Raw genomic sequence first — 26113 nt, forward strand, 5'->3', positions numbered from 1 at the left:
ATTAAGATGACAGTGTTCTTATTAGGTTAGAATAATCTTCTTTGATGTCATGGCTTTCCTCACGCAGCTGCTCTATTTTGCGGCACGCGTGCAGCACCGTTGTATGATCCCGGCCACCGAAAGCATCGCCGATCTCCGGCAAGCTGTGGTTGGTCAACTCTTTTGCCAGTGCCATCGCCATCTGGCGCGGGCGGGCAACCGAACGGGATCGGCGCTTGGATAGCATATCAGCCATCTTAATCTTATAGTACTCAGCCACGGTCTTTTGAATATTATCGATCGTGACTAACTTTTCCTGCAAGGCGAGCAAATCTCGCAGCGCCTCACGGACAAAATCAATCGTAATGGCACGGCCAGTAAAGTTGGCATTGGCGATCACCCGGTTCAAAGCCCCTTCTAACTCACGGACATTAGAACGCAGACGCTTGGCTATAAAGAACGCTACTTCATCGGCCAAACGGATATTGTGATCTTCAGCCTTCTTCATCAGGATAGCAACACGGGTTTCCAACTCCGGCGGCTCAATAGCCACCGTCAGGCCCCAGCCAAAGCGCGATTTAAGGCGGTCCTCTACCCCGTTTATTTCACGTGGATAACGGTCAGACGTCAGGATGATCTGCTGGTTGCCTTCTAGTAGCGCATTAAAGGTGTGGAAGAATTCTTCCTGCGAGCGCTCCTTGTTGGCAAAGAACTGGATATCATCGATCAATAGCGCATCAACGCTGCGGTAGTAGCGCTTAAACTCTTCGATGGCATTGTTCTGCAGTGCCTTGACCATATCCTGAACAAAACGCTCGGAGTGCATATACACCACTTTGGCATTGGGCTTGCGATCGGCAATAGCATTACCCACCGCGTGCAACAAGTGGGTTTTACCCAGACCGGTTCCACCATAGAGGAATAACGGGTTATACGCAGCCCCCGGGTTATCGGCCACCTGTCGACAAGCGGCCAACCCCAGCTGATTGGATTTACCCTCAACAAAATTGTTGAAATTATGCTTAGGGTTCACGTTGGAGCGGTAACCAGACTGCGACTCGGGCTGCACCGGCGACGGCGCAGGCTCCCAGGTACGCGAAGGTGTATCGTCTACAGCTCTCGGTGTCGGTGCCGCTACGACAGCAGCAGGCGCCGGTGCCAGAGTCGGCGGTGGCGAAACACGCTGTGGTGACGGCGCGATAACACGACGGCTACCCACCTCAAACCGCAGGATCGGCAAATCGTTACCGCAGAACTCATTGAGCAGACGGTTGATGTTGTTGAGGTACTTATCGCGGACCCAATCCAGCACGAAGCGGTTGGGCGCAAACAAGGTCAACGTATTGTCGCTCAACTCGGCTTGAAGCGGTCGAACCCACATACTGAATTCTGTTGCAGGGAGTTCTTCTTGAAGGCGTTGAAGGCACTGCAACCAAAGCGAAGATGACAAGCTCGACTCCACACTGAATAACTAAACACGAAAAGGGATGCAATTTTATACCTGCTGGCTCAGGATCGCCAGCAAAGAGATCGCAGATCAAGTGAATAAGATCTGACTTATTCACATGGATCGCACAATTATACTCGCGATCACCACAATTTTACCCCTGCTTACCCACAAATCTATAAACATTGCCCGCTCACAGTCATTACTGAAGGTTATTTAAAATAACTCCAAGTTATTTAAAGAAACCTATTATTAACAGATAGGATAATTCCAACAGAACATCATCACAGCAACCTGAGGAGTAAACAGGATGAAAAGCTGGGTAACAACTTCATTGACTGCAATCGCCCTAACTTTATCGGTTAGCCAAACCGCGATGGCAGCCACCGATGTAAAAGTAGGGATGTCAGGACGCTATTTCCCTTTTACCTTCGTCAAGCAAGATCAGCTACAAGGCTTTGAGGTCGATCTATGGAACGAGATCGGCAAACGCAATGACTACAACGTCGAATTTGTTACCGCTAACTTCTCCGGTTTGTTCGGATTGCTGGAAACAGGTCGCATCGATACGATTTCCAACCAAATCACCATGACCGATGAGCGCAAGGCCAAATACCTGTTCTCACAGCCTTATGTCGTCGATGGGGCACAGTTGGTCGTACGCAAAGGCAATGACACCATCGCAGGCACAGCTGATTTATCTGGCAAGACCGTCGGGGTTAATCTGGGCTCAAACTACGAGCAGCTTCTACGCAAGCTTGATGTTGATGGCAATATCAATATCAAAACCTACGACACCGGCATCGAACACGATGTTGCCCTTGGCCGTACTGATGCCTTCGTGATGGATCGCCTGTCGTCGCTCGAGCTGATCAAAAAAGCCAAGCTGCCACTGGAATTGGCCGGTGAACCGTTCGAGACCATCGAGAATGCCTGGCCATTCGTACAAAACGAGAAAGGTGAAAAACTGCGTGACGAAGTCAACGTAGCAATCGATGCAATGCGCAAAGACGGTACCCTATCCGAGATATCCATCAAGTGGTTTGATGCCGACATCACCCACTAATAACACCTGCTATTCTTCATAATCACAAGGCTCACCTTCGGGTGGGTCTTTGTCGCTGAAAAACCACCGTAAAAAGAAGACACCATATGGGTTTTGATTTTGACTACATGCTTTCCCTGATGCCGACCTTGTTCAAATATCTCGGCACCACGATGGGAATGGCACTCTGGGGCTTAGTTTTCGCCCTGATCATCGCATTGGTACTGGCATTGTTGCGAACTTACCGTATCCCGGTGCTCGATCAGCTCAGCCAGCTCTATATTAGTTTTTTCCGTGGTACGCCACTGCTGGTACAGCTCTTCTTGCTCTATTACGGCTTGCCGCAAGTGATGCCAGTCTTCGTTGGGCTCGATGCCTTTACTGCCGCGGTCATTGGCTTGAGCCTGCATTTCGCCGCTTACATGGCCGAGAGTATCCGCGCAGCCATCCTCGGTGTCGACCGCAGCCAACGCGAAGCTAGCCTGTCCATTGGCATGACCGAACTGCAAGCCATGCGCCGGATCATCCTGCCACAGGCTACGCGGGTCGCCCTGCCATCATTGATGAACTACTTCATCGACATGATCAAATCAACCTCCCTGGCTTTCACCCTCGGGGTAGCAGAAATCATGGCGATGGCCCAAATGGAGGCCTCTTCAAGCTTCAAGTTCTTCGAGGCATTCCTTGCCGTTGCCCTTATCTACTGGGGTATCGTTCTTGTCCTAACCCGGCTCCAAAACTGGGCAGAAGCCAAACTCAATAGGGCTTATACACGATGATTAAAATTGAAAATCTAACCAAGCGCTTTGGTGATGCGACCATTTTCTCCGGACTAGATTTAACTATTAGCAAAGGTGAAATCGTCGTCGTGATCGGCCCATCGGGGACTGGCAAATCGACCCTGCTACGCTGCGTAAATTTTCTTGAAACCGCCGATGAAGGACACCTCACCCTTGGCGATGTCTCGGTCGACAGCCAGCAGGCCAGCAAAAAAGAGGTGCTGGCACTGCGCCGCAAGACCGGTTTTGTATTCCAGAATTACGCCCTATTTGCTCACTTGACAGCACGACAAAATATCGCGGAGGGCCTGATCACCGTCAAAGGCTGGAACAAAGAGGAAGCTCACCACAAAGCTCAGCAGATCCTTGACGACATCGGCCTTGGCGACAAGGGCGAACATTACCCTGCCGCCTTGTCAGGAGGCCAGCAACAACGGGTCGGGATCGGCCGTGCAATGGCACTCGAAGCCGAGCTGTTGTTATTTGACGAACCGACATCAGCACTGGATCCCGAGTGGGTCGGTGAGGTATTAAGCTTGATGCAAAAACTGGCCACCCGGCACCAAACTATGCTGGTGGTCACCCACGAAATGCAATTTGCTCGCGAAGTGGCCGATCGGGTGATCTTTATGGCCGATGGCGGCTTTGTCGAACAAGGCACTCCGGATCAGATCTTCGGTAACCCGCAAGATCCGAGGCTGAAGAAGTTCCTAAGCCAAGTGGGGATCCGTTAAGGATCCTTGCACTCAGGCAAATAGGAAGTATAATTCAGCGCCCGTAGTTTCTGCGGGCATAATTATTGACTATTTAAGAGTCAGTGATTACAATTCCGCCTCTTTGATTAGAGGCAACGACTGAAATCAGTCGCTAAACTCTAACCAAACTTAAAAACTGATCAGTTAATTTAAGGTAAAACCCATGAAACGCACTTTTCAACCTTCAGTTCTAAAGCGCAAGCGTAGCCACGGTTTCCGTGCACGCATGGCTACTAAGAACGGTCGCGCAACAATCAACGCTCGTCGCGCTAAAGGCCGTAAGCGTCTTTCTAAGTAATCATCAGATTATTTTGAGTAAGAACGCTTTCTCTCGGGAGTTACGTCTGTTAACTCCCGAACATTATAAAAAAGTCTTCCAGCAAGCTCATCGTGCTGGCTCTCCCCATTTAACTATTCTTGCCCGCAATAACAACCTCGACCATCCGCGTCTTGGCTTGGCAGTCCCTAAGAAACAGATCAAAACCGCCGTTGGCCGTAACAAATTCAAACGTATCGTACGTGAGAGTTTCCGCCTCCAGCAACATGATCTGCCAGCTAAGGATTTTGTCGTTATCGCCAAGAAGAGTGCTAGTGAGTTGAGCAACGAAGAACTTTTCAAGCTTCTAGAGAAATTATGGCATCGCCTGTCTCGCCCTTCGCGTGGCTAGTCATCAGACTAGTCCGCTTTTACCAGCTAGCAATAAGTCCGCTTATTGGCCCCCGCTGTCGCTTTACCCCTACATGTTCCCAATACGCTATCGAGGCGATAAAAACGCATGGAGCGATAAAAGGTGGTTGGTTCGCGGCGAAACGTCTATTAAGATGTCATCCTTTAACCGACGGTGGTTATGACCCCGTTCCGCCAACCAAGCATAACGACAGAGATAATTAACGATGGATTCCCAACGCAATATTCTGTTAATTGCCCTACTGTTTGTCTCTTTCCTACTGTTCCAACAGTGGAATACTGACAGCAACCCGCAAACGCAGGGTGTAGCGCAACAAATCAACAACAGTGGTGATGTGCCTTCGCATTCCGCTGACGGCCAGACTATCACTGACCAAAGCACGTCAAACAACCTTATCACCATTAACACTGATGTACTGGCGCTTACTGTCGATACGCTTGGTGGTGACATCATCGAAGCCAAACTGCTGGCCTACGACAACGAACTGGAATCGGAAGACCCATTCGTTCTCCTTAAAAACGACCAGGGCCACAGCTACACGGCTCAATCAGGCTTGATCGGTGCACAAGGTATCGATACAGCTGCCGGTCGCGCTCAACTACAAGCAACCGCTGACAGCTTCGCCCTAACCGATGGCCAAGACGAGCTGCGCGTACCGCTTACTTACGAGCAAGACGGTATCAGCTACACCAAAACCTTCATCGTTAAACGCAACAGCTACGCGGTTGATGTTGAATACAGCATCGATAACCAATCAGCTCAGCCTGCCAGCGTGCAAATGTATGCTCAGCTGAAGCAGAACCTGATGGATGATGGTGGCAGCCTGACCATGCCAACTTATCGCGGTGGTGCATACTCGGCTGACAACGTGAAATACAAGAAGTACAGCTTCGATGATATGCAGGACAAAAATTTGAACCTGGATATGAATCAAGGCTGGGCTGCCATGATGCAGCACTACTTCGTGACAGCATGGATCCCGCGCACAGAAGAAGCCACCAACCTATACACCCGTACCGGTAATGGCCAGGGCTACATTGGTGTTCGCATGCCAACGGCTAACATTGCACCTGGCAGTGAGCAGTCACTAACAGCTACGCTATGGGTAGGTCCTAAGCTACAAGACCAAATGGCAGCAACGGCCTCGAACCTGAACCTGACAGTTGATTACGGTTGGCTATGGTTTATTGCAAGCCCGCTGCACAGCCTACTGTCGTTTATCCAAGGCATCGTGGTGAACTGGGGTCTGGCAATCATCATCTTGACTTTCATTGTTCGTGGTGCGATGTACCCGCTGACTAAAGCGCAGTACACCTCAATGGCGAAAATGCGTATGCTGCAGCCAAAACTGCAAGCAATGCGTGAGCGTCTGGGCGACGACCGCCAGCGCATGAGCCAGGAAATGATGGAGCTGTACAAGAAAGAGAAAGTGAACCCGCTGGGTGGCTGTCTACCAATCTTGCTACAAATGCCTATCTTCATCGCGCTTTACTGGTCACTGATGGAATCAGTTGAGCTACGTCATACGCCATTCTTCGGCTGGATCCACGACCTGTCAGCACAGGACCCGTACTACATCCTACCGATCTTGATGGGTGCGACGATGTTCATGATCCAGAAGATGAGCCCGACGACGGTTACTGACCCAATGCAGCAGAAGATCATGACCTTCATGCCAGTGATGTTCACCTTCTTCTTCCTGTTCTTCCCGTCAGGTCTAGTCCTTTACTGGCTAGTATCTAACGTCGTAACACTTATCCAGCAGACATTGATTTATCGTTCACTGGAAAAGAAAGGCCTGCATAGCAAATAATGCAGTCCTGAGTTAAGAAAAAGGCGGCCTGCAGGCCGCCTTTTTTATTATCCCAATCCCAAGCGCTTGCCATTGCTGGGCAATCGCCACTACTCTGTTTACAATTGCAACGTATTTATCAAGCTAAGCCAAAATTATGACTGAACATACAGATACCATTGTTGCCCAAGCCACCCCTCCGGGGCGTGGCGGCGTCGGGATCATCCGCGTCTCGGGCCCGAAAGCCAAAGAGGTCACCCTTGCCGTTGCCGGCCGTGAGCTCAAACCGCGCTATGCCGAATACCTATCGTTCAAAAATGAAGATGGCACAGCATTGGATCAGGGTATAGCTTTGTTCTTCAAAGGCCCGAACTCCTTTACCGGTGAAGATGTCCTTGAGCTTCAGGGCCATGGCGGTCCGGTACTGATGGATATGATGATCCGCCGTATCTTGGAAATTGATGGCATCCGTGCCGCGCGCCCGGGGGAATTCTCCGAGCGTGCGTTCATGAATGACAAACTCGACCTGGCGCAAGCTGAGGCGATTGCCGACCTGATTGATGCAAGTTCAGAGGAAGCGGCAAAAAGTGCCTTTAAATCGCTTCAGGGTGCCTTCTCGACCCGCATTAATGAATTAGTTGAGGCCCTTATCCACCTGCGCATCTACGTTGAAGCTGCGATTGACTTCCCAGAAGAAGAAATCGACTTCTTGTCCGACGGCAAGGTCTCCGGCGATCTCAATGGCATTATCAGCCGTTTAGAGGCTGTGCGCCGTGAAGCCAACCAGGGCGCTATCATGCGTGAAGGGATGAAGGTCGTGATTGCAGGCCGTCCAAACGCCGGCAAATCAAGCCTACTCAACGCCCTTTCCGGCAAGGACAGCGCGATTGTCACCGATATTGCCGGTACGACCCGCGACGTACTGCGCGAACATATTCACATTGATGGCATGCCACTGCATATCATCGACACCGCAGGCCTACGCGAGGCCTCTGACGAAGTGGAGCGCATCGGTATCGAACGGGCCTGGGAAGAAATCCAGCAGGCCGACCGTGTGCTGTTCATGGTCGATAGCACCACCACTGATGCCACTGATCCGGCGGAGATATGGCCGGAGTTCGTCGAACGTTTACCGCAAGGATTGGGCATTACCGTGATCCGTAACAAGGCAGAGCTGACCGGGGAAAGCACCGGGATCTGCCACGTTAACAATCCTACCCTTATCCGCCTGTCAGCCCGAACCGGTGAAGGGGTTGATCCGCTGCGTGAACACCTCAAGGAGTGCATGGGCTTTGCCGGCACCACCGAAGGTGGCTTTATGGCCCGCCGTCGCCACCTTGACGCCCTGGAACGCGCAGCCAACAACCTGGAAACAGGCAAAGAGCAGTTGGAAGGTTTCATGGCAGGAGAAATCCTTGCCGAGGAGCTGCGCCTTGCCCAGCAGCACCTGAGTGAAATTACCGGTGAATTCACTTCCGATGATTTACTCGGCCGGATCTTCACCTCGTTCTGTATCGGCAAATAGCCGATCCCCACTCGCGATCATTTCCACAGCCTGTTTCGGATCCTCGTAACAGGCTGTGTATAAACTGCCGATAAAAGATCCCTTCCCAATAAGATCAAGCTTCCTTCCTGCGTCCAAGCCAGTACAATGCTGTGCATAAACCCTTTGTAAATATCTACACGGATTTAAGGACATGAGCCACATTACCCTGATCACCGGCAGCACCCTTGGCGGCGCCGAATACGTTGCCGACCACTTGAGCGACCTACTGGAACAAGCCGGCCATAGTACCGATATAACCAACCAGCCCGATCTCGGACAGCTGTCTACCGGTAATATCTGGCTGGTGGTCTGCTCCACCCACGGCGCAGGTGAATATCCCGACAATTTCCAGCCCTTCGCCGAACAACTGCTCAGCCAGCAACCGGATCTCGCCGCTTTACACTATGCAGTTATCGGTTTGGGTGATTCCAGCTACGATACCTTCTGTGCAGCAGCCAGAAAAATTGATCAACAGCTGACAAACCTGGGAGCGATCCGCCTTGGGGAAAGGCTCGAAATTGATGTCTCACAGGATCCAGTACCGGAGGATCCTGCAGAACTATGGCTGGAAAACTGGAAAAAAAACCTAATTTGAATAAAAAATAGACAGCTTTTTACCCAATTTTTGCCGATCTTTAAACTTTTTTCTGTGGATAACTATAGATCTAAACGGTGATCAACCCATAGTTATCCATTTAATAACTTATCTTCAGATATTCAGCTGTTGATAAGTGGCATTTTTGATCCCAGCTAATCCTTGCGTTGATCCATGCCACTCCACAGCAAATGATCCGACATAACAGCATGATCATTAGGATCATTTATCACTTATCCACACGATCGGCGGATCTATATAATAGATCTAACAGAAGATCTATTTAAAAGATCTTATCTATATTCAAAAGCGGTATCCTCCTAGGATCAAATGATCGTCAGGAAAAGTTCTCTCCACGACTGAAACAGGATAGAATATTGCTCCTTCGCTCAAAGATAACTCACTGCCAATTTTGAATATCCGAGGTAGTTTCATGTTTTACCAGGAAAATTTTGATGTCATCGTCGTAGGTGGCGGCCATGCAGGGACTGAAGCTGCACTGGCGGCAGCCCGTATGGGACAAAAAACCCTACTGCTGACACACAACATCGATACGCTGGGACAGATGTCATGTAACCCAGCAATCGGCGGGATCGGGAAAGGACACCTGGTTAAAGAAGTTGACGCCCTTGGTGGTTTAATGGCCCGGGCGATCGACAAAGGCGGGATCCAATTCCGCACTTTGAACTCGTCAAAAGGCCCTGCGGTGAGGGCAACACGCGCTCAGGCAGACCGCGCCTTGTACAAGGCTGCTGTGCGTGAAGTGCTGGAAAACCAGCCGAATCTAAAGCTATTCCAACAGGCGGTTGATGATCTGATCATCGAAAATGATCGAGTCGTCGGCGCCGTGACTGAAATGGGACTAAAGTTCCGTGCCAAAGCAGTCGTTTTGACCGTAGGGACATTCCTCGGTGGTAAGATCCACATCGGTCTGGAGAACTACAACGGTGGTCGCGCTGGGGATCCACCGTCGATCACTTTGGCATCACGTTTGCGTGAAATGCCATTCCGTGTTGATCGTCTCAAAACCGGTACACCTCCGCGTATTGATGCACGTAGTGTCGACTTTAGCCAGCTGCAGGCCCAGCATGGTGACAACCCAACACCACTGTTCTCATTTATGGGAAAAGCCTCGGATCATCCACGCCAGATCCCATGCTTTATTACCCACACTAACGAGAAAACCCACGATGTGATCCGTAATAACTTGGATCGCAGTCCGATGTATTCCGGAGTGATCGAGGGGATCGGCCCGCGTTACTGCCCGTCGATCGAAGACAAGGTGATGCGTTTTGCCGACAAGGACAGCCACCAGATCTTCATCGAGCCTGAAGGTCTGACAACCCATGAGCTATACCCTAACGGTATTTCCACCAGCTTGCCGTTTGATGTCCAGATGCAGATTGTCCGTTCGATGAAAGGCTTCGAGAATGCCGATATCGTCCGTCCAGGTTATGCCATCGAGTATGATTTCTTCGATCCACGTGATTTGAAGCAGACGTTCGAAACTAAGTTTATCAATGGCTTGTTCTTTGCCGGCCAGATCAACGGCACCACCGGTTATGAAGAGGCTGCAGCCCAAGGCTTGTTGGCCGGGATGAATGCCGCTCTGCTGGCTCAGGACCGTGAAGGCTGGAGCCCGCGTCGCGATCAGGCTTACATGGGCGTACTGATTGACGATTTGTCGACTATGGGTACCAAAGAGCCGTACCGAATGTTCACTTCCCGTGCTGAATACCGCTTGCTGTTGCGTGAAGACAATGCCGATTTGCGTTTGACCGAAATTGGCCGCGAGTTTGGTTTAGTTGATGACGAGCGCTGGGCGCGTTTCAACCAGAAGCTGGAAAATATCGAACAGGAGCGCCAGCGGCTGAAAAATATTTGGGTGAACCCGACTTCGGAGAACGTTGAGTCGGTCAATCAGATCCTCAAGACACCTATTGCCCGTGAGGCAAGTGGTGAAGATTTGCTTCGTCGCCCTGAAGTGACTTACAACCAGCTTACCGACATCGAGTTGTTCGGTCCGGCCCACGAAGATAGCCAGGCCAGCGAACAGGTCGAAACCCAGGTTAAGTACCAAGGGTATATCGACCGCCAGAAAGACGAAGTGGAAAAATCCCTGCGCCATGAGAAGACCAAGCTGCCGCTGGATCTTGATTACAGTGTGGTCAAAGGCTTGTCTAACGAAGTGATTGCCAAGCTAAATGATGCCAAACCGGAAACTATCGGTATGGCATCACGTATTTCAGGCATCACCCCGGCAGCTATTTCCCTGTTGTTGGTGTATCTCAAGAAGCAAGGCCTGCTGAAAAAAGGCGAATAGGAGTAATTTGTGAAACAACGTCTGTTGCAACTGGTAGCGCAAACTGATCTCACAGTCACAGATCAGCAAATTGACCAGCTTGTCGGCTATGTAGCCATGCTGGATAAATGGAATAAGGCGTATAATCTGACATCGGTACGAGATCCGTATGAGATGTTGGTGAAACATATTATGGATAGTATTGTGGTAAGCCCTCACCTTAACGGTGAACGGTTTATCGACGTCGGTACCGGTCCGGGCCTGCCAGGGATCCCTCTGGCGATCATGAACCCGGACAAACAGTTCACGTTATTGGACAGCCTGGGTAAGCGTATCCGTTTTATCCGCCAGGTGATCCATGAACTGAAGATCAGCAATGTCACCCCGGTCCAGAGCCGAGTTGAGGAATTCCAGCCTGAAATCGGTTTTGATGCCGTGCTCAGCCGTGCCTTTGCCTCAATGAATGATATGGTATCTTGGTGCCACCACCTCCCTGCCAGCAACGGGTGTTTCCTGGCGCTAAAAGGGCAATTCAATCAGCAGGAAGTGACAGAACTGCCTGAATGGTGTTCTGTGACGGAAGTCAAATCTTTGCACGTTCCTGAGCTGGAAGGCGAGCGCCATCTAGTAATCTTGACGGCAAAGGATTAAAGGATGAGGTTTTTTTGTGGGAAGAGTCATAGCGGTAGCCAACCAGAAGGGAGGCGTGGGTAAAACCACAACATGTGTCAACTTGGCAGCGTCATTGGCGGCCACGCAACGTAAGGTCTTGGTCATTGACTTGGATCCCCAAGGTAACGCCACCATGGCCAGCGGCGTGGATAAATACCAAGTCGATGCAACGGCTTATGAGCTTCTTGTCGAAGAAACCCCGTTCGACGATGTCGTGATCACCGACACCACTGGCGGCTATCATCTGATAGCCGCTAACGGTGATGTCACGGCGGCAGAAATCAAGCTGATGGAAGTCTTTGCTCGCGAAGTTAGGCTGCGTACAGCCCTTGAGAGTGTTCGTGGTAACTATGATTTCATCTTTATTGATTGTCCTCCAGCCTTAAACCTTCTTACAATCAATGCAATGACAGCATCAGACTCTGTTCTGGTTCCGATGCAGTGCGAATATTTCGCGCTCGAGGGGCTGACGGCATTGATGGATACCATCAGTAAACTTACCGCTGTCGTCAACAGCGAATTGAAAATTGAGGGATTGCTGCGGACCATGTATGACCCGCGCAACCGGCTGGCGAACGAAGTGTCCCAGCAGCTCAAGAAGCATTTTGGCGACAAGGTCTATCGTACCGTTATCCCGCGCAATGTCCGTCTTGCCGAAGCACCGAGCCATGGTCGACCGGCTATGTACTACGACAAGTATTCGAGTGGTGCCAAAGCCTACTTGGCCTTGGCCGGTGAAATTATCCGCCGTGACGAGCTGGCAGCCAATGCCAGCGCGGTCGATGCATAAAGGTTAACCATGAACATGAATAAACGAGGCCTAGGAAAAGGTCTTGATGCCCTATTGGCCACTAGCTCTGTTGCGGCCACTAAGCTGCAGCAGGCTGATAAAGCACAAACACTGTCGGCTGACGGTAGCCTCAAAGAGTTGGCTATCAGCCAGCTGGTACCGGGCCGCTACCAGCCACGCAAAGATATGTCGGACGAGGCGCTGGCAGAACTGGCAGAGTCGATCCGAGCTCAAGGAGTGATCCAACCGATTGTGGTGAGGGAAACGGCTCCGCAACAGTACGAGATCATTGCCGGAGAGCGGCGCTGGCGTGCTTCACGTCAAGCGGGCCTTCAGAAAGTACCTTGTATCATCAAGGATGTTAACGACAGGGCCACCGTGGCCATTGCCTTGATAGAGAATATCCAGCGTGAAGATCTCAACGCGATAGAAGAAGCGCAGGCACTGGAGCTGTTGCAGAGTGAGTTTTCACTTACTCACCAACAGGTCGCCGAAGCGGTGGGCAAGTCCCGTGCAGCGGTATCAAACCTGCTGCGCTTAAACCAGCTTGAAGCACCTGTTAAACGCATGGTGGAGCAAAAACAGCTGGAAATGGGTCATGCCCGTGCTTTGTTGGCTCTGTCCAATGAACGCCAGCTGGAAGCGGCACAAATAGTTGTAGCTAAGATGTTAACGGTACGTGATGCAGAACGCTTAGTGAAGAAAATGCTGACGCCGGAGCTTGAGCCCAAAGTAGCTGCTGCCAATCCGAAAATCGAAGCGGTTGAAAACCAGCTTAGTGAGCAGTTTGGCACTCAGGTGGCGATTAATCAGCAGAAAAGTGGCAAAGGAAAGATCGTTATAAGCTTCGATCAAGCTGACAAATTGCAGCAAATTGTTGCAATGTTAGGCCATGAAATGTGATACTGAACGTGCATATTTTGTTGCAAAGATTGCGATGTTGTGATCAGGTTATTGTGTTGTAAAATATAGCTGTTTTTTTTGCTGCAATTAGATTGCATTCAATCTAGTGAAACGTATAATTTTTGCTGTTTTCCCCGCATATCGTATGTGCAAGTGGAACGGACTCGAGGAACGAATACATGGTATCGGCGCTAGTTCGACCGGGACGCCAGTTGGCGAAACGGTTATTGTTACTACAATCTGGCGTCGTTTTGATAACGGCAATCATGGCAGTGTTTGCTGTCAATGTTGACTGGGGAATCTCTGCATTAATCGGCGGCGGCATCTTTGTGATCGCTAATGCTGTCTTTGCGACCTGTGCGTTTTTGTTCAGCGGTGCCCGCAAGGCCCGCCTGGTCATGGCGTCATTCTTTGGTGGTGAAGTGCTGAAAATCCTCATTACAGTCATCTTGTTTGCCTTTGTTTACCTGTATGTCGAGGTGGAACTTGTTCCCCTCAAACTGACCTATTTGCTGGCTCTTGGAATTAATATCTTTGGGCCGGTTTTATTCATTAACAACAACAAATAGGATGAGTTATGGCTGCGCCAGGTGAAGCGCTAACGCCGTCAGGTTACATCACTCACCACCTGACAAATTTGTCGATTGGTGATGGTGGTTTCTGGACGGTACATATAGATAGCCTGTTTTTCTCAGCCCTGACCGGTCTACTCTTTCTTTGGGTATTCCGTAAGGCTGCGAAAACAGCGACATCAGGAGTTCCAGGGAAACTACAGTGTTTTGTGGAAATGGTAGTAGAGTTCGTTGACGATAACGTCAAGGAAACCTTCCATGGCCGCAACCCGCTGATAGCTCCTTTGGCTCTTACCATTTTCTGCTGGATTCTACTGATGAACATCATGGACTTGGTGCCAATTGATTTTCTTCCGTATCCTGCTGAACATTGGTTGGGTATTCCTTACCTTAAGGTGGTACCGAGTGCTGATGTCAACATCACCATGTCAATGGCGCTGGGTGTTTTTGCCTTGATGATCTACTACAGCATCAAAGTAAAAGGTCTCGGTGGCTTTGCGAAAGAACTGGCTCTTCACCCGTTCAATCACCCAATCATGATCCCGTTTAACCTGCTTCTTGAAATTGTTTCGCTACTGGCGAAGCCGCTTTCATTGGGTATGCGTCTGTTCGGTAACATGTTTGCTGGTGAGGTGGTGTTTATCCTAATCGCGGCATTGATGCCGTGGTGGGCACAATGGCTGGGCTCGGTACCGTGGGCAATTTTCCACGTTCTAGTCATTACAATTCAAGCATTCGTGTTTATGATGTTGACTATTGTGTACCTGTCTCAGGCGCATGAAGACAATCATTAACGATTATTTGTAAATTATTCAATTTTTACTGGCACTTTAGCCGACAACTATAAACTGGAGATAGTGATGGAAACTTTACTAAGCTTTTCTGCAATTGCCGTGGGCATCATTGTAGGTCTTGCTGCACTGGGTACAGCGATTGGTTTCGCCCTTCTTGGTGGTAAATTCCTTGAAGGTGCAGCACGTCAGCCTGAAATGGCTCCAATGCTACAAGTTAAGATGTTCATCATTGCTGGTCTGCTTGATGCGGTTCCAATGATCGGTATCGTAATCGCTCTACTATTCACATTCGCAAACCCATTCGTTGGTCAGCTAGCTGGTTAATAACACAAAACGAACGGACCCATAGCAACCCTTTTTAAGGAGATGCGTTGTGAATATGAATGCAACTTTGCTGGGTCAGGCTATCGCCTTCTTTATGTTTGTGGTGTTCTGCATGAAATATGTATGGCCACCAATCATGGAAGCGATTGAAGAGCGTCAGAAAAAAATTGCTGACGGTTTGGCAGCCGCTGATCGCGCTGCCAAAGACCTGAACCTAGCGCAGTCAAATGCTTCTGACCAACTGAAAGAAGCAAAACGCACTGCAACTGAAATTGTAGAGCAAGCTAACAAGCGCAAAGCTCAGATCGTCGACGAAGCGAAGGCTGAAGCCCTCGTTGAGCGTGAAAAAATTCTGTCTCAAGGTCTTGCTGAGATCGAAGCAGAACGTAACCGCGCGCGCGATGAACTAAGAAAACAAGTTGCAACTCTGGCTGTGATTGGTGCTGAGAAAATCATTGAGCGTTCTATCGATAAAGATGCGCACGCTGATCTTCTTAACAAAGTCACTGCAGAACTGTAATTAAAGGGGCAAGCACATGTCGGATATGACTACTATCGCACGCCCCTACGCTAAAGCAGCCTTTGACCTTGCGGTTGAGAAAGGTGAGCTGGCCCAATGGGCGGAAATGCTTTCCTTTGCTGCCGAAGTCACCCGTAACGAAACCATCCAGGATATTTTGGATAGTGGTTACGCGGCGGACAAGCTGATGGAAATTTTCCTGTCGGTATGCGGCGAGCAACTCAACGAAACCGGCCAGAACCTGATTAAGGTGATGGCCGAGAACGGACGCCTGAAAGTACTTCCTGCGGTATGCAGCGAGTTCCTGCTCCTGAAAAGTGAGCTGGAAAAAACTATCGATGCCACTGTGACCTCTGCGGTTGCTCTGGATGATAGTCAACTTGCTGCTATCAGTGAGAAGCTGGAACAGCGTTTGAGCCGTAAGGTTAAGCTGAATTGCAGTGTAGACGAGACCCTGATTGCTGGGGTCGTGATTAGAGCTGGAGACTTAGTAATCGATAACTCAGTACGCGGCAAGTTAGACCGCCTGAGCGATATTTTGCAGTCTTGATTTGGGGAATTGGAGCATGCAACTTAATTCCACGGAAATTAGCGAACTGATCAAGCAACGTATTGAAAACTTCAACGTTGTAAGTGAAGCGCGTAACGAAGGTACTATCGTGTCGGTAAGCGACGGTATCATTCGTATCCATGGCCTTGCTGATGTAATGCAAGGTGAAATGATTGAATTACCTGGTGGCCGTTATGCACTAGCACTTAACCTTGAGCGTGACTCGGTGGGTGCGGTTGTAATGGGCCCATATGTCGACCTTCAGGAAGGCATGAAAGTAACGGGTACTGGTCGTATTCTTGAAGTACCAGTCGGCCCTGCACTTCTAGGCCGCGTAGTGAATACACTGGGTGAGCCTATTGATGGAAAAGGTCCAATCGAAGCAGATGTTTACTCTCCTGTTGAAGTGATTGCACCTGGGGTTATCGACCGTAAATCTGTTGACCAGCCAGTTCAGACGGGTTACAAGGCAGTTGACTCGATGATCCCAATCGGCCGTGGCCAGCGTGAGCTGATCATCGGTGACCGTCAGACGGGTAAAACCGCCATGGCAATCGATGCCATCATCAACCAGAAGAACTCTGGTATTTATTCTGTTTATGTCGCAATCGGCCAGAAAGCTTCTACTATCGCAAACGTGGTACGTAAGCTGGAAGAGCACGGTGCACTGGAAAACACCATCATTGTTGTAGCGTCAGCTTCTGAATCAGCAGCACTGCAATACCTAGCGCCTTATGCTGGTTGTGCGATGGGTGAATACTTCCGTGACCGTGGTGAAGATGCACTGATCGTATACGATGACCTGTCTAAGCAGGCTGTTGCTTACCGTCAAATTTCACTATTGCTGAAGCGTCCACCGGGCCGTGAAGCATTCCCTGGTGATGTTTTCTACTTACACTCTCGTCTTCTAGAGCGTGCGTCTCGCGTCAGCGAGCACTACGTAGAAAAATTCACAAACGGTGAAGTGAAAGGTAAAACCGGTTCACTGACTGCGCTTCCAATTATCGAAACGCAAGCCGGTGACGTATCGGCATTCGTACCGACCAACGTTATCTCAATCACCGATGGTCAGATCTTCCTGCAAACAGAGCTGTTCAATGCTGGTATTCGTCCAGCGGTTGATCCAGGTATCTCTGTATCGCGTGTAGGTGGTTCTGCTCAAACTAAAATCATCAAGAAACTGTCTGGTGGTATTCGTACCGCACTGGCACAGTACCGTGAACTTGCTGCATTTGCACAGTTCTCGTCTGACCTTGATGAAGCAACTAAGAAACAGCTTGATCACGGCCAGAAAGTTACTGAGCTGATGAAGCAGAAGCAGTACTCACCGATGTCTGTATTTGAACAGGCTGTGGTTATTTTTGCTGCGGAAAAAGGCTATTTGAATGATGTTGAGCTGACAAAGCTTGCTGATTTTGAAGCTGCGTTGCTTTCATATGCCAAAGGTCAATTCGCTGAGCTTGTGTCTCAGGTTGATGAAACGGGTGCGTGGAACGATGAAATCGAAGCTCAGTTTGTAAAACTGGTTGAAGGTTTCAAAGCGACCCAGACTTGGTAATTGGTTGGTGGTCGCTTGCGATCACCTACTAACGGAGAGTAACGATGGCCGGCGCAAAAGAGATTCGTAACAAGATCGGTAGTGTTAAAAACACTCAGAAGATCACTAAAGCGATGGAGATGGTTGCTGCTTCTAAGATGCGTAAAACGCAAGAAGCAATGGAATCATCACGTCCATACGCACAAACTATGCGCAAAGTGATCGGTCATATCGCCCTTGGTAGCCTCGAGTATAAGCACCCTTATCTTGAGGAGCGTGAAGCCAAGCGCGTGGGTTACATCATTGTTTCTACTGACCGTGGTCTGTGTGGCGGTTTGAACATTAACCTGTTCAAGCAAGTGATGGCAGATATTCAAGGTTGGAATGAAAAAGGCGCAGATATTGACCTTGCACTGGTTGGTGCAAAGGCAACTGGCTTTTTCAATAGCTACGGCGGTAACGTACTGGCTCAGGTATCCGGTTTGGGTGACAACCCATCGGTAGATGAGCTGATTGGTACTGTTGGTGTCATGCTGAAGAAATATGATGAAGGCCAACTGGATCGCCTTTACCTGGTGTACAACAAGTTTGTAAACACCATGGTCCAGGAACCAGTGATCGATCAATTGCTGCCTTTGCCTAAGTCAGAAGACGAAGAAATGCAGCGTAACCATTCTTGGGATTACATTTATGAGCCCGAGCCGAAAGCCCTGCTGGATACCCTATTGATTCGCTATGTCGAATCACAGGTATACCAGGGCGTTGTCGAGAACCTTGCCAGTGAGCAAGCGGCACGAATGGTTGCGATGAAAGCAGCAACAGATAATGCAGGAAATCTGATTGATGAATTGCAGCTTGTGTATAACAAAGCCCGTCAGGCGGCGATTACACAAGAGCTGTCAGAAATCGTTTCTGGTGCATCTGCTGTTTAAGGCAAAGAATTAATAAGTTTAGAGGATTAACGATGGCTACAGGTAAGATCGTACAGATCATCGGTGCGGTAGTCGACGTAGAGTTTCCACAGGACTCTGTACCACAGGTATACGACGCCCTACACGTTGATGCGAAAGAAAACGGTACGCTAGTACTGGAAGTTCAGCAACAGCTTGGTGGTGGTGTTGTTCGTGGTATCGCTATGGGTACTTCTGATGGCTTACGTCGTGGTTTGTCTGTTGAAAATACAGGCCGCCCAATTGAGGTTCCAGTTGGTACTGCAACACTAGGACGTATCATGAACGTTCTGGGTCAGCCAATTGATGAGTGTGGTGAGATCGGTGAGAAAGAGCGCTACTCTATCCACCGTGAAGCACCTAGCTACGAAGAGCAATCAAACGAAACCGCACTTCTAGAAACCGGCGTTAAAGTAATCGACTTGATTTGTCCGTTCGCTAAGGGTGGTAAAATCGGTTTATTCGGTGGTGCTGGTGTTGGTAAGACCGTTAACATGATGGAACTTATCAACAACATCGCCCTACAGCACTCTGGCCTATCTGTATTTGCCGGTGTTGGTGAGCGTACGCGTGAAGGTAACGATTTCTACTTTGAGATGCAGGAAGCGGGCGTTGTTAACGTTGAGAAGCCTGAAGAATCAAAAGTAGCGATGGTTTACGGTCAGATGAACGAGCCACCAGGTAACCGTCTTCGTGTTGCTTTGACTGGCCTAACAATGGCAGAACGCTTCCGTGATGAAGGCCGTGATGTACTATTGTTTATCGATAACATCTACCGCTATACCCTTGCGGGTACAGAGGTATCGGCGCTATTGGGCCGTATGCCATCTGCGGTAGGCTACCAGCCAACGCTTGCAGAAGAGATGGGTGTTCTTCAGGAACGTATCACATCGACTAAGTCAGGCTCTATCACATCTGTTCAGGCCGTTTACGTACCTGCGGATGACTTGACGGATCCATCGCCAGCAACGACGTTTGCTCACTTGGATGCGACGGTTGTACTTTCTCGTCAAATCGCATCGCTTGGCCTATACCCAGCGATCGATCCACTAGACTCAACATCTCGTATGCTTGATCCTCTAGTGGTTGGCCAAGAGCACTACGACATTGCTCGTGGCGTTCAGAGCTTGCTACAGCGTTACAAAGAGCTGAAAGACATCATTGCAATCCTTGGTATGGACGAGCTATCTGAAGAAGATAAGCAAGCTGTATCTCGTGCACGTAAGATTGAACGTTTCCTAACTCAGCCTTACCACGTTGCAGAAGTCTTTACTGGCGACCCTGGTATCTACGTATCTCTGAAAGAGACACTGCGTAGTTTCAAAGGCATTTTAGCGGGCGAATACGACGATATCCCAGAGCAGGCATTTATGTACTGTGGTGCGATTGAAGACGTGTTGGAAAACGCGAAGAAGCTTTAAGCTGACTAGGAGGCGACATGGCAGCGATAACCTTCCATCTGGACGTAGTCAGTGCAGAGAAACGTTTGTTCTCTGGCCGCGCTGAAGACATTCAGGTGACCGGTAGCGAAGGTGAACTGGGTATTCACGCAGGACACACTCCGCTGCTGACCGCTATAACGCCAGGTATGGTCCGTATTACCAAACAGCATGGTGACGAAGAGGTGATCTACCTCTCTGGTGGCATGTTGGAGGTTCAGCCGGGCACGGTGACCGTGCTGGCTGACACTGCTATCCGCGGTGAAGATCTGGACGCAGCGAAAGCGCAAGAAGCGAAACGTCAGGCTGAGGAACGTATCCATAATCAGCATGGCGATATCGACTTTGCCCAAGCGGCCAGTGACCTAGCTAAAGCGATTGCTCAGCTTCGAGTTATCGAGTTGACAAGAAAAGCGCGCTAAGTTGGCGCATGATGTAAAAAGGCGACCTTAGGGTCGCTTTTTTTATGCCCAGTCTCACACTGGCTGTTTTTTGCCATGCTCTGTTGCCGTGCCAAGTGTGAGTTATTACTCATAAAAAAAGATCTATTTTCCTGCCGCCATTGCCTTTGTCATTATACAATGCCCCAAGGAAACTAATTTAATATGCACCAAGAGGATTAATTCATGAGCTTCAGTGCTGTGATTCTCGCCGCGGGAAAAGGAACCCGCATGTACTCCAACCTGCCTAAAGTGCTGCACACACTGGCGGGCAAACCCATGGCCAAACACGTTATTGATACTTGTGCCGGACTTGGCGCCAACAGTATTCACCTGGTTTATGGCCACGGTGGCGATCAGATGCAGGCAGCCTTGAGTGCCGAGCCGGTTAACTGGGTGCTTCAGGCCGAGCAGCTGGGTACGGGGCACGCGGTTAACCAGGCTTGCCCTGGCTTGGCGGACGACGAGAAGGTGCTTATTCTTTATGGCGACGTACCGCTGATCAGCAGTGAAACGCTGGAAAATCTGCTTGATGCCCAGCCTGAAGGCGGCATCGCCTTGTTGACCGTGGTGCTTGATAACCCGACCGGCTATGGCCGTATCGTGCGTCGCAATGGCCCTGTGGTGGCGATTGTCGAACAGAAAGATGCGTCGGAAGAGCAAAAGCTGATCAAGGAAATCAATACTGGAGTAATGGTTGCCAATGGTGGCGATCTCAAGCGCTGGCTGTCATCATTGAAAAACGATAATGCCCAGGGTGAATACTACCTGACCGATATCATCGAAATTGCCCACAACGAAGGTCGTGCAGTAGAAGCGGTTCACCCGGTGCGTACTATTGAAGTTGAAGGTGTCAACAACCGCGTACAGCTGGCTCGGCTGGAACGTGCCTTCCAAGGCATGCAGGCTGAGCGTTTGTTGGAGCAAGGCGTGATGCTGCGCGATCCGGCCCGTTTTGATCTGCGTGGTGAACTGCAGTGCGGCACTGATATCGAAATCGATGTGAATGTCATTATCGAAGGCAGCGTATCACTGGGTAATAATGTGATAATTGGTGCCGGTTCAATCCTGAAAGATTGTGAGATTGATGATAATACTATTATCCGTCCTTACAGCGTGATTGAAGGCGCGACGGTCGGTGAAGATTGTACTGTTGGCCCGTTTACCCGCTTACGTCCGGGAGCTGAGCTGATGGGGGACTCGCACGTTGGTAACTTCGTTGAAATGAAGAAGTCTCGTTTGGGCAAGGGCTCGAAGGCAAACCACCTCACTTACCTTGGTGATGCAGAGATTGGCGACCGTGTGAACATTGGTGCCGGTACCATTACCTGTAACTATGACGGTGCTAACAAGTTCAAGACCGAGATAGCCGATGATGTGTTTGTTGGCTCTGATACTCAGCTGATTGCTCCCGTGAAAGTGGGTAAAGGGGCTACGATTGGTGCCGGTGCGACGATCAACCGCAATGTGGGTGAAGGCGAGCTGGTGATCACCCGAGCGCCTGCCCGTACCGTCAAAGGCTGGAAGCGCCCAGAGAAGAAGTAATTACCCTCCGTAATCCTTCTTGAATGAGCAAAGGCAAGGCGTAGTCCTTGCCTTTTTTATGCCTGCGGCAAAGATTTACTGTCTCTTTCCCCTCTTCTTTCGAATAAAAAATTAATTGCACATGGTTGATCAAAAAAGTTTTGATCTGCTAATATTGCTTTCAAATCGAAACTTATGGTTATCAGTTCGTAAATTCATGTCCAAGCGAAATACCCAACAGCGCCGTCATGCCATTCTTTCCATGGTCAATGAACAGGGCGAAATCAGTGTTGACACACTGGCTAAGCACTTCGCTACATCCGAAGTTACTGTCCGCAAAGACCTAGCTGCGCTAGAAAAAAATGGCTTGTTGTTGCGCCGTTATGGTGGTGCGGTTTCCATACCAACAGAAATGGTCAATGAGCCGGAAGAGCAAGTTTCGGTTCGTAAGTTGGCTATTGCTAAGGCGGCTGCCGCACGGATCCGTGACCATAACCGGATCATTATCGACAGCGGCAGTACCACAGCCAGCTTGATCAGCCTGCTTAATGACAAGCATGGTCTGATTGTGATGACCAACTCGCTTAATGTCGCCAACGCCCTTAATGCATTGGAAAACGAGCCGACCCTGTTGATGACAGGGGGCACATGGGATCCGCATTCCGAGGCATTCCAAGGCCAAGTGGCTGAATCAGTTCTGCGCTCGTATGACTTTGATCAGCTCTTTATTGGGGCCGATGGCATAGATATTGCGCGGGGTACAACGACGTTTAATGAATTGGTGGGCTTGAGCCGGGTAATGGCCGAGGTATCGCGCGAAGTCGTCGTGATGGTTGAGTCGAGCAAGATCGGCCGCAAGATCCCCAACCTTGAGTTGCCGTGGAGCAACATCAGTACATTGATCACCGATAACGGCTTGGACATGGAAGCCAAACAACAGATTGAACAGCATGGCGTGCAGGTTATTTGCGCGGCGGCGGAATAAATTTAGGAGCAAGAAACTATGTGTGGAATTGTTGGTGCAGTAGCACAGCGTGATGTGGCGGAAATTCTGGTTGAAGGGCTACGTCGCCTTGAGTACCGCGGCTATGATTCAGCCGGTGTTGCGGTTGTTGATGGTGAGTCGAACCTGACTCGAGTCCGTCGCTTGGGTAAAGTGCAAGAACTCGCAGATGCCGTTAACTCCCAAGATGTACTGGGCGGTACTGGTATCGCACATACTCGTTGGGCTACTCACGGTGAACCGTCTGAAGCGAATGCCCACCCACACATGTCCGGTGATATCGCGGTTGTACATAACGGAATTATCGAAAACCACGAAGAGCTTCGCGCTACCCTACAAGCGCGTGGCTACGTATTTACTTCACAAACAGATACTGAAGTTATTGCTCACCTTGTTGAATGGGAACTTCGTACTTCAGAGTCTCTCGTTGAAGCGCTACAGAAAACCGCGAAGCAACTTGAGGGCGCATACGGAACCGTTGCTGTTGATCGTAAAGATCCAAGTCGCATTGTGGTGGCCCGCTCTGGTAGCCCTATCGTAATTGGTTTTGGTGTTGGTGAGAACTTCCTTGCTTCTGACCAACTCGCGCTACTTAGTGTCACGCGTCGCTTCATGTACTTGGAAGAAGGTGATGTTGCTGAGATCACCCGTCGTGACGTCACTGTTTTTGACGCCACTGGTGAGCGTATCGAGCGTGAAATCGTTGAATCAAATGCTGAACACGATGCGGGTGATAAAGGTAAATACCGTCACTTCATGCAGAAAGAGATTTTCGAGCAACCGACGGCCTTGATCAACACCATGGAAGGTCGTATCTCAGAAACGGCTGTGATCACCAATGCGATTGGCGTTAAAGCAGAAGAGATCTTACGTAAAGTTGAGCACGTTCAAATCATCGCTTGTGGTACGTCTTACAACTCAGGTATGGCTGCTCGCTATTGGTTCGAATCGCTCGCTGGCGTTAGCTGTGACGTAGAAATCGCATCTGAGTTCCGCTACCGAGATTTTGTCGTTCGTCCAAATAGCCTACTTGTGACTCTCTCCCAGTCAGGTGAAACAGCCGATACGCTGGCCGCACTTCGCCTAGCGAAAGAGAAAGGTTACATGTCAGCGATGACTATCTGTAATGTTGCTGGCTCTTCTTTGGTTCGTGAGTCGGATTTTGCCTTCATGACCCGTGCAGGAACCGAAATCGGCGTTGCGTCAACCAAAGCCTTCACAACCCAACTTGCTGCAATGCTAATGATGGTAACGTCAATAGGGCGCTTGCAAGGTCGCATTAATGATGAGAAAGAAGCAGAAATCGTTAAGGCACTGCATGAACTGCCAGCGCATATCGAACAAGCACTGACGCTTGATAAAGAGATTGAAGCACTGGCACCCGATTTCGCGGACAAACACCACACCCTATTCTTAGGTCGTGGCGAGTTCTACCCTATTGCGATGGAAGCATCGCTGAAACTGAAAGAGATCTCTTACATCCACGCAGAAGCTTATGCGGCGGGTGAGCTTAAACATGGCCCGTTAGCACTGATTGACGCAGACATGCCGGTTGTTGTTGTTGCCCCAAGCAATGACTTACTCGAAAAGCTAAAATCGAACGTTGAAGAAGTACGTGCACGTGGTGGCCTACTTTACGTCTTTGCCGACCAAGACGCAGGGTTTGAAGCCGATGAAGGCATGAAGATTATCACTATGCCTCACATCAGTGAAATCACAGCACCTATCTATTACACGGTTCCAATGCAATTATTGTCTTACCATGTTGCATTAATCAAAGGTACCGATGTCGATCAGCCACGTAACCTAGCCAAGGCTGTAACAGTAGAATAAAAATCAGGCTGTTAGCTGTTAGATGACAGCTTCGTAGTTTGTCTCAAAAGTGAGAAAAGGCACCCAAGTGGGTGCCTTTTTTATTGGGTCAAGACGGGAGGGTCTACTATCTAGACAGGGCTGAAGGATTTCTTTGCGAATTACAAAACCCAGACAGCCTGGTTACTATTTGCAAACCAAATTACAACATTACAAATAGTGCTTGAGCTTAACTTGTTGTTATTAAATTGATTGTTAGAATTACTTCAAGTTGGCTTATGTTGTGCAATCCAGTAATGAAAGCTAGGCATTATTCATTGTGTGTATTGGAGGTGTGACATGACAGATCCGAAAGCTCAAATAGCAGCCCGTATTAAAGAAGCCAGGGAATGGAAAGGCTTGACCCAGGTTCATATGGCTCAGCAACTTAAGGTCGCACGGCAGACCTATCTGGATTTGGAAACGGGTAAAACCGAGCCCAAGGTGCGGATGCTGTCGGAAATTTCGGCGATAACTGAACGGCCATTGACTTGGTTTGTGTATGGTGATGAAGGCATTGAAATACTGGAAAGTGAGTACAAGGAAGAAATTGATCGTTTGCTGCAGTATTTTAGTCGATTACCCCACTCTGCGAGGAACGTTATTCTGCAGCAAAGCATTAATTTGGCCGGATTTATGGCGGAGTATACCCGAGCGTTAACCCAGCGAGATAAGTCGTGATGAAGCCAGATGAGTGTCGGAGTATGCTGACATATAGATTTGCAATGTGCCTTAATAGCTGGTCAACAAAGGGAGGGGCTCACAGTTTATAAATTTGCCTGATGTGTAAATCATTGTTCTTAATGAATAATTGTCATATGAATGACATTATACTCATTAAGGAAGTGAGATATTCCTCCCAGCTGCTCAGAGTATGCTCTGTAGATGGGGGGTATACATGGGGACGCTATGGAACAGGAAAAATCGTGGATTGCACAAAGAATCAAGGATGCGCGGGAGTGGAGGGGGATCTCTCAGGTTGCGATGGCCAAACATCTGGATGTTGCCAGACAAACTTATCTGGATCTCGAGTCGGGAAAAACAGAGCCAAGGATTTCCACCTTGGTGAGGATTGCTGAACTGACCGATCAACCGCTCGGGTGGTTTGTATTTGATATTCAGCGTCCGGAGATGCAGCATGAGCAACTAAAATCTGAACTGCTGCAACTAACTGCTTTGTATGAGCAACTTGCAGAACCATTGCGTAGTAAGTTGCTTATCGGCCACATTAATCAGCTCAAAGTCATGGTTGAATACTTAGGTGTGAATGGAGGTCGAGAAATCAAAGCAGCCCAGTAGGCTGCCTTGTGTGTGA

The 26113-nt window shown here is 49.5% G+C and carries 28 protein-coding genes; 27 read left to right on the forward strand and 1 reads right to left on the reverse strand.

Annotated elements, in window-relative coordinates:
* Position 1: 1 nt before the first annotated feature.
* The gene (gene dnaA / locus NHN17_RS12040) at positions 2-1429 is read right to left on the reverse strand and encodes a chromosomal replication initiator protein DnaA (protein WP_255042806.1); all 1428 of its coding nucleotides are present in this window, start codon (positions 1427-1429) and stop codon (positions 2-4) included.
* Positions 1430-1736: 307 nt separating this feature from the next.
* Between dnaA and NHN17_RS12045 the strand changes: the two genes are divergently transcribed.
* From NHN17_RS12045 to NHN17_RS12175, 27 genes are all read left to right on the forward strand, one after another.
* Complete coding sequence (locus tag NHN17_RS12045; protein WP_255042808.1) at positions 1737-2492, forward strand: amino acid ABC transporter substrate-binding protein; 756 nt, start codon at positions 1737-1739, stop codon at positions 2490-2492.
* A gap of 86 nt (positions 2493-2578) precedes the next feature.
* Complete coding sequence (locus NHN17_RS12050; protein WP_255042809.1) at positions 2579-3250, forward strand: amino acid ABC transporter permease; 672 nt, start codon at positions 2579-2581, stop codon at positions 3248-3250.
* Positions 3247-3984, forward strand: coding sequence for an amino acid ABC transporter ATP-binding protein (locus tag NHN17_RS12055; RefSeq protein ID WP_255042810.1), 738 nt, complete (start codon positions 3247-3249; stop codon positions 3982-3984). The genes NHN17_RS12050 and NHN17_RS12055 overlap by 4 nt, the downstream gene beginning before the upstream one ends.
* Before the next feature lie 184 nt (positions 3985-4168).
* Positions 4169-4303, forward strand: a complete 135-nt coding sequence (gene rpmH / locus NHN17_RS12060; RefSeq protein WP_006233350.1) for a 50S ribosomal protein L34 — start codon at positions 4169-4171, stop codon at positions 4301-4303.
* A gap of 13 nt (positions 4304-4316) precedes the next feature.
* Complete coding sequence (rnpA, locus tag NHN17_RS12065; RefSeq protein WP_107351527.1) at positions 4317-4673, forward strand: ribonuclease P protein component; 357 nt, start codon at positions 4317-4319, stop codon at positions 4671-4673.
* Positions 4640-4897: a membrane protein insertion efficiency factor YidD gene (yidD, locus tag NHN17_RS12070; protein WP_107351526.1), complete on the forward strand. Its 258-nt coding sequence runs from the start codon at positions 4640-4642 to the stop codon at positions 4895-4897. Before rnpA ends, yidD begins: the two co-directional genes overlap by 34 nt.
* A 2-nt stretch (positions 4898-4899) precedes the next feature.
* Positions 4900-6507 carry a membrane protein insertase YidC gene (gene yidC / locus NHN17_RS12075; RefSeq protein WP_255042813.1) on the forward strand — a complete coding sequence of 536 codons (1608 nt, stop codon included), beginning with the start codon at positions 4900-4902 and terminating at the stop codon, positions 6505-6507.
* 136 nt (positions 6508-6643) lie between these two features.
* A complete protein-coding gene (gene mnmE, locus NHN17_RS12080; protein WP_255042814.1) occupies positions 6644-8011 on the forward strand; it encodes a tRNA uridine-5-carboxymethylaminomethyl(34) synthesis GTPase MnmE in 1368 nt (455 codons plus the stop codon).
* A 172-nt stretch (positions 8012-8183) separates the two neighbouring features.
* Positions 8184-8627, forward strand: a complete 444-nt coding sequence (mioC, locus tag NHN17_RS12085; RefSeq protein WP_255042815.1) for an FMN-binding protein MioC — start codon at positions 8184-8186, stop codon at positions 8625-8627.
* A 433-nt stretch (positions 8628-9060) separates the two neighbouring features.
* Positions 9061-10950 (forward strand): tRNA uridine-5-carboxymethylaminomethyl(34) synthesis enzyme MnmG, encoded by a 1890-nt coding sequence (mnmG, locus tag NHN17_RS12090; protein ID WP_255042816.1) that lies wholly within the window; start codon positions 9061-9063, stop codon positions 10948-10950.
* A gap of 9 nt (positions 10951-10959) precedes the next feature.
* Positions 10960-11580, forward strand: a complete 621-nt coding sequence (rsmG, locus tag NHN17_RS12095) for a 16S rRNA (guanine(527)-N(7))-methyltransferase RsmG (protein ID WP_255042817.1) — start codon at positions 10960-10962, stop codon at positions 11578-11580.
* Between the two features lie 16 nt (positions 11581-11596).
* The gene (locus NHN17_RS12100; protein ID WP_255042818.1) at positions 11597-12391 is read left to right on the forward strand and encodes a ParA family protein; all 795 of its coding nucleotides are present in this window, start codon (positions 11597-11599) and stop codon (positions 12389-12391) included.
* 15 nt (positions 12392-12406) lie between these two features.
* Positions 12407-13294: a ParB/RepB/Spo0J family partition protein gene (locus tag NHN17_RS12105; RefSeq protein WP_255042857.1), complete on the forward strand. Its 888-nt coding sequence runs from the start codon at positions 12407-12409 to the stop codon at positions 13292-13294.
* 179 nt (positions 13295-13473) lie between these two features.
* Positions 13474-13863 (forward strand): F0F1 ATP synthase subunit I, encoded by a 390-nt coding sequence (locus NHN17_RS12110; RefSeq protein ID WP_255042819.1) that lies wholly within the window; start codon positions 13474-13476, stop codon positions 13861-13863.
* 8 nt (positions 13864-13871) lie between these two features.
* Positions 13872-14660 carry a F0F1 ATP synthase subunit A gene (gene atpB / locus NHN17_RS12115; protein WP_255042820.1) on the forward strand — a complete coding sequence of 263 codons (789 nt, stop codon included), beginning with the start codon at positions 13872-13874 and terminating at the stop codon, positions 14658-14660.
* Positions 14661-14726: 66 nt separating this feature from the next.
* Positions 14727-14984, forward strand: coding sequence for a F0F1 ATP synthase subunit C (gene atpE / locus NHN17_RS12120; RefSeq protein WP_005302247.1), 258 nt, complete (start codon positions 14727-14729; stop codon positions 14982-14984).
* 49 nt (positions 14985-15033) lie between these two features.
* On the forward strand, positions 15034-15504 hold the full coding sequence (gene atpF, locus NHN17_RS12125) for a F0F1 ATP synthase subunit B (protein ID WP_255042821.1): 471 nt from the start codon (positions 15034-15036) through the stop codon (positions 15502-15504).
* Positions 15505-15520: 16 nt separating this feature from the next.
* Complete coding sequence (gene atpH, locus NHN17_RS12130) at positions 15521-16054, forward strand: F0F1 ATP synthase subunit delta (protein WP_255042822.1); 534 nt, start codon at positions 15521-15523, stop codon at positions 16052-16054.
* Positions 16055-16070: 16 nt separating this feature from the next.
* The gene (gene atpA, locus NHN17_RS12135) at positions 16071-17612 is read left to right on the forward strand and encodes a F0F1 ATP synthase subunit alpha (RefSeq protein WP_255042823.1); all 1542 of its coding nucleotides are present in this window, start codon (positions 16071-16073) and stop codon (positions 17610-17612) included.
* Between the two features lie 44 nt (positions 17613-17656).
* On the forward strand, positions 17657-18523 hold the full coding sequence (gene atpG, locus NHN17_RS12140; RefSeq protein ID WP_255042824.1) for a F0F1 ATP synthase subunit gamma: 867 nt from the start codon (positions 17657-17659) through the stop codon (positions 18521-18523).
* Between the two features lie 32 nt (positions 18524-18555).
* Positions 18556-19962, forward strand: coding sequence for a F0F1 ATP synthase subunit beta (gene atpD / locus NHN17_RS12145; RefSeq protein ID WP_107351512.1), 1407 nt, complete (start codon positions 18556-18558; stop codon positions 19960-19962).
* Positions 19963-19979: 17 nt separating this feature from the next.
* The gene (locus NHN17_RS12150) at positions 19980-20402 is read left to right on the forward strand and encodes a F0F1 ATP synthase subunit epsilon (RefSeq protein ID WP_255042825.1); all 423 of its coding nucleotides are present in this window, start codon (positions 19980-19982) and stop codon (positions 20400-20402) included.
* Between the two features lie 204 nt (positions 20403-20606).
* Complete coding sequence (gene glmU, locus NHN17_RS12155; RefSeq protein ID WP_255042826.1) at positions 20607-21965, forward strand: bifunctional UDP-N-acetylglucosamine diphosphorylase/glucosamine-1-phosphate N-acetyltransferase GlmU; 1359 nt, start codon at positions 20607-20609, stop codon at positions 21963-21965.
* Between the two features lie 196 nt (positions 21966-22161).
* Complete coding sequence (locus tag NHN17_RS12160) at positions 22162-22929, forward strand: DeoR/GlpR family DNA-binding transcription regulator (protein ID WP_255042827.1); 768 nt, start codon at positions 22162-22164, stop codon at positions 22927-22929.
* Positions 22930-22947: 18 nt separating this feature from the next.
* The gene (glmS, locus tag NHN17_RS12165) at positions 22948-24780 is read left to right on the forward strand and encodes a glutamine--fructose-6-phosphate transaminase (isomerizing) (protein ID WP_255042828.1); all 1833 of its coding nucleotides are present in this window, start codon (positions 22948-22950) and stop codon (positions 24778-24780) included.
* A 318-nt stretch (positions 24781-25098) separates the two neighbouring features.
* Positions 25099-25479: a helix-turn-helix transcriptional regulator gene (locus tag NHN17_RS12170; RefSeq protein WP_255042829.1), complete on the forward strand. Its 381-nt coding sequence runs from the start codon at positions 25099-25101 to the stop codon at positions 25477-25479.
* Positions 25480-25707: 228 nt separating this feature from the next.
* Positions 25708-26097, forward strand: coding sequence for a helix-turn-helix transcriptional regulator (locus NHN17_RS12175; RefSeq protein WP_255042830.1), 390 nt, complete (start codon positions 25708-25710; stop codon positions 26095-26097).
* Positions 26098-26113 lie beyond the last annotated feature (16 nt).

Origin of the sequence: Photobacterium pectinilyticum (assembly GCF_024357955.1) — a bacterium.
Lineage (GTDB): Bacteria > Pseudomonadota > Gammaproteobacteria > Enterobacterales > Vibrionaceae > Photobacterium > Photobacterium pectinilyticum.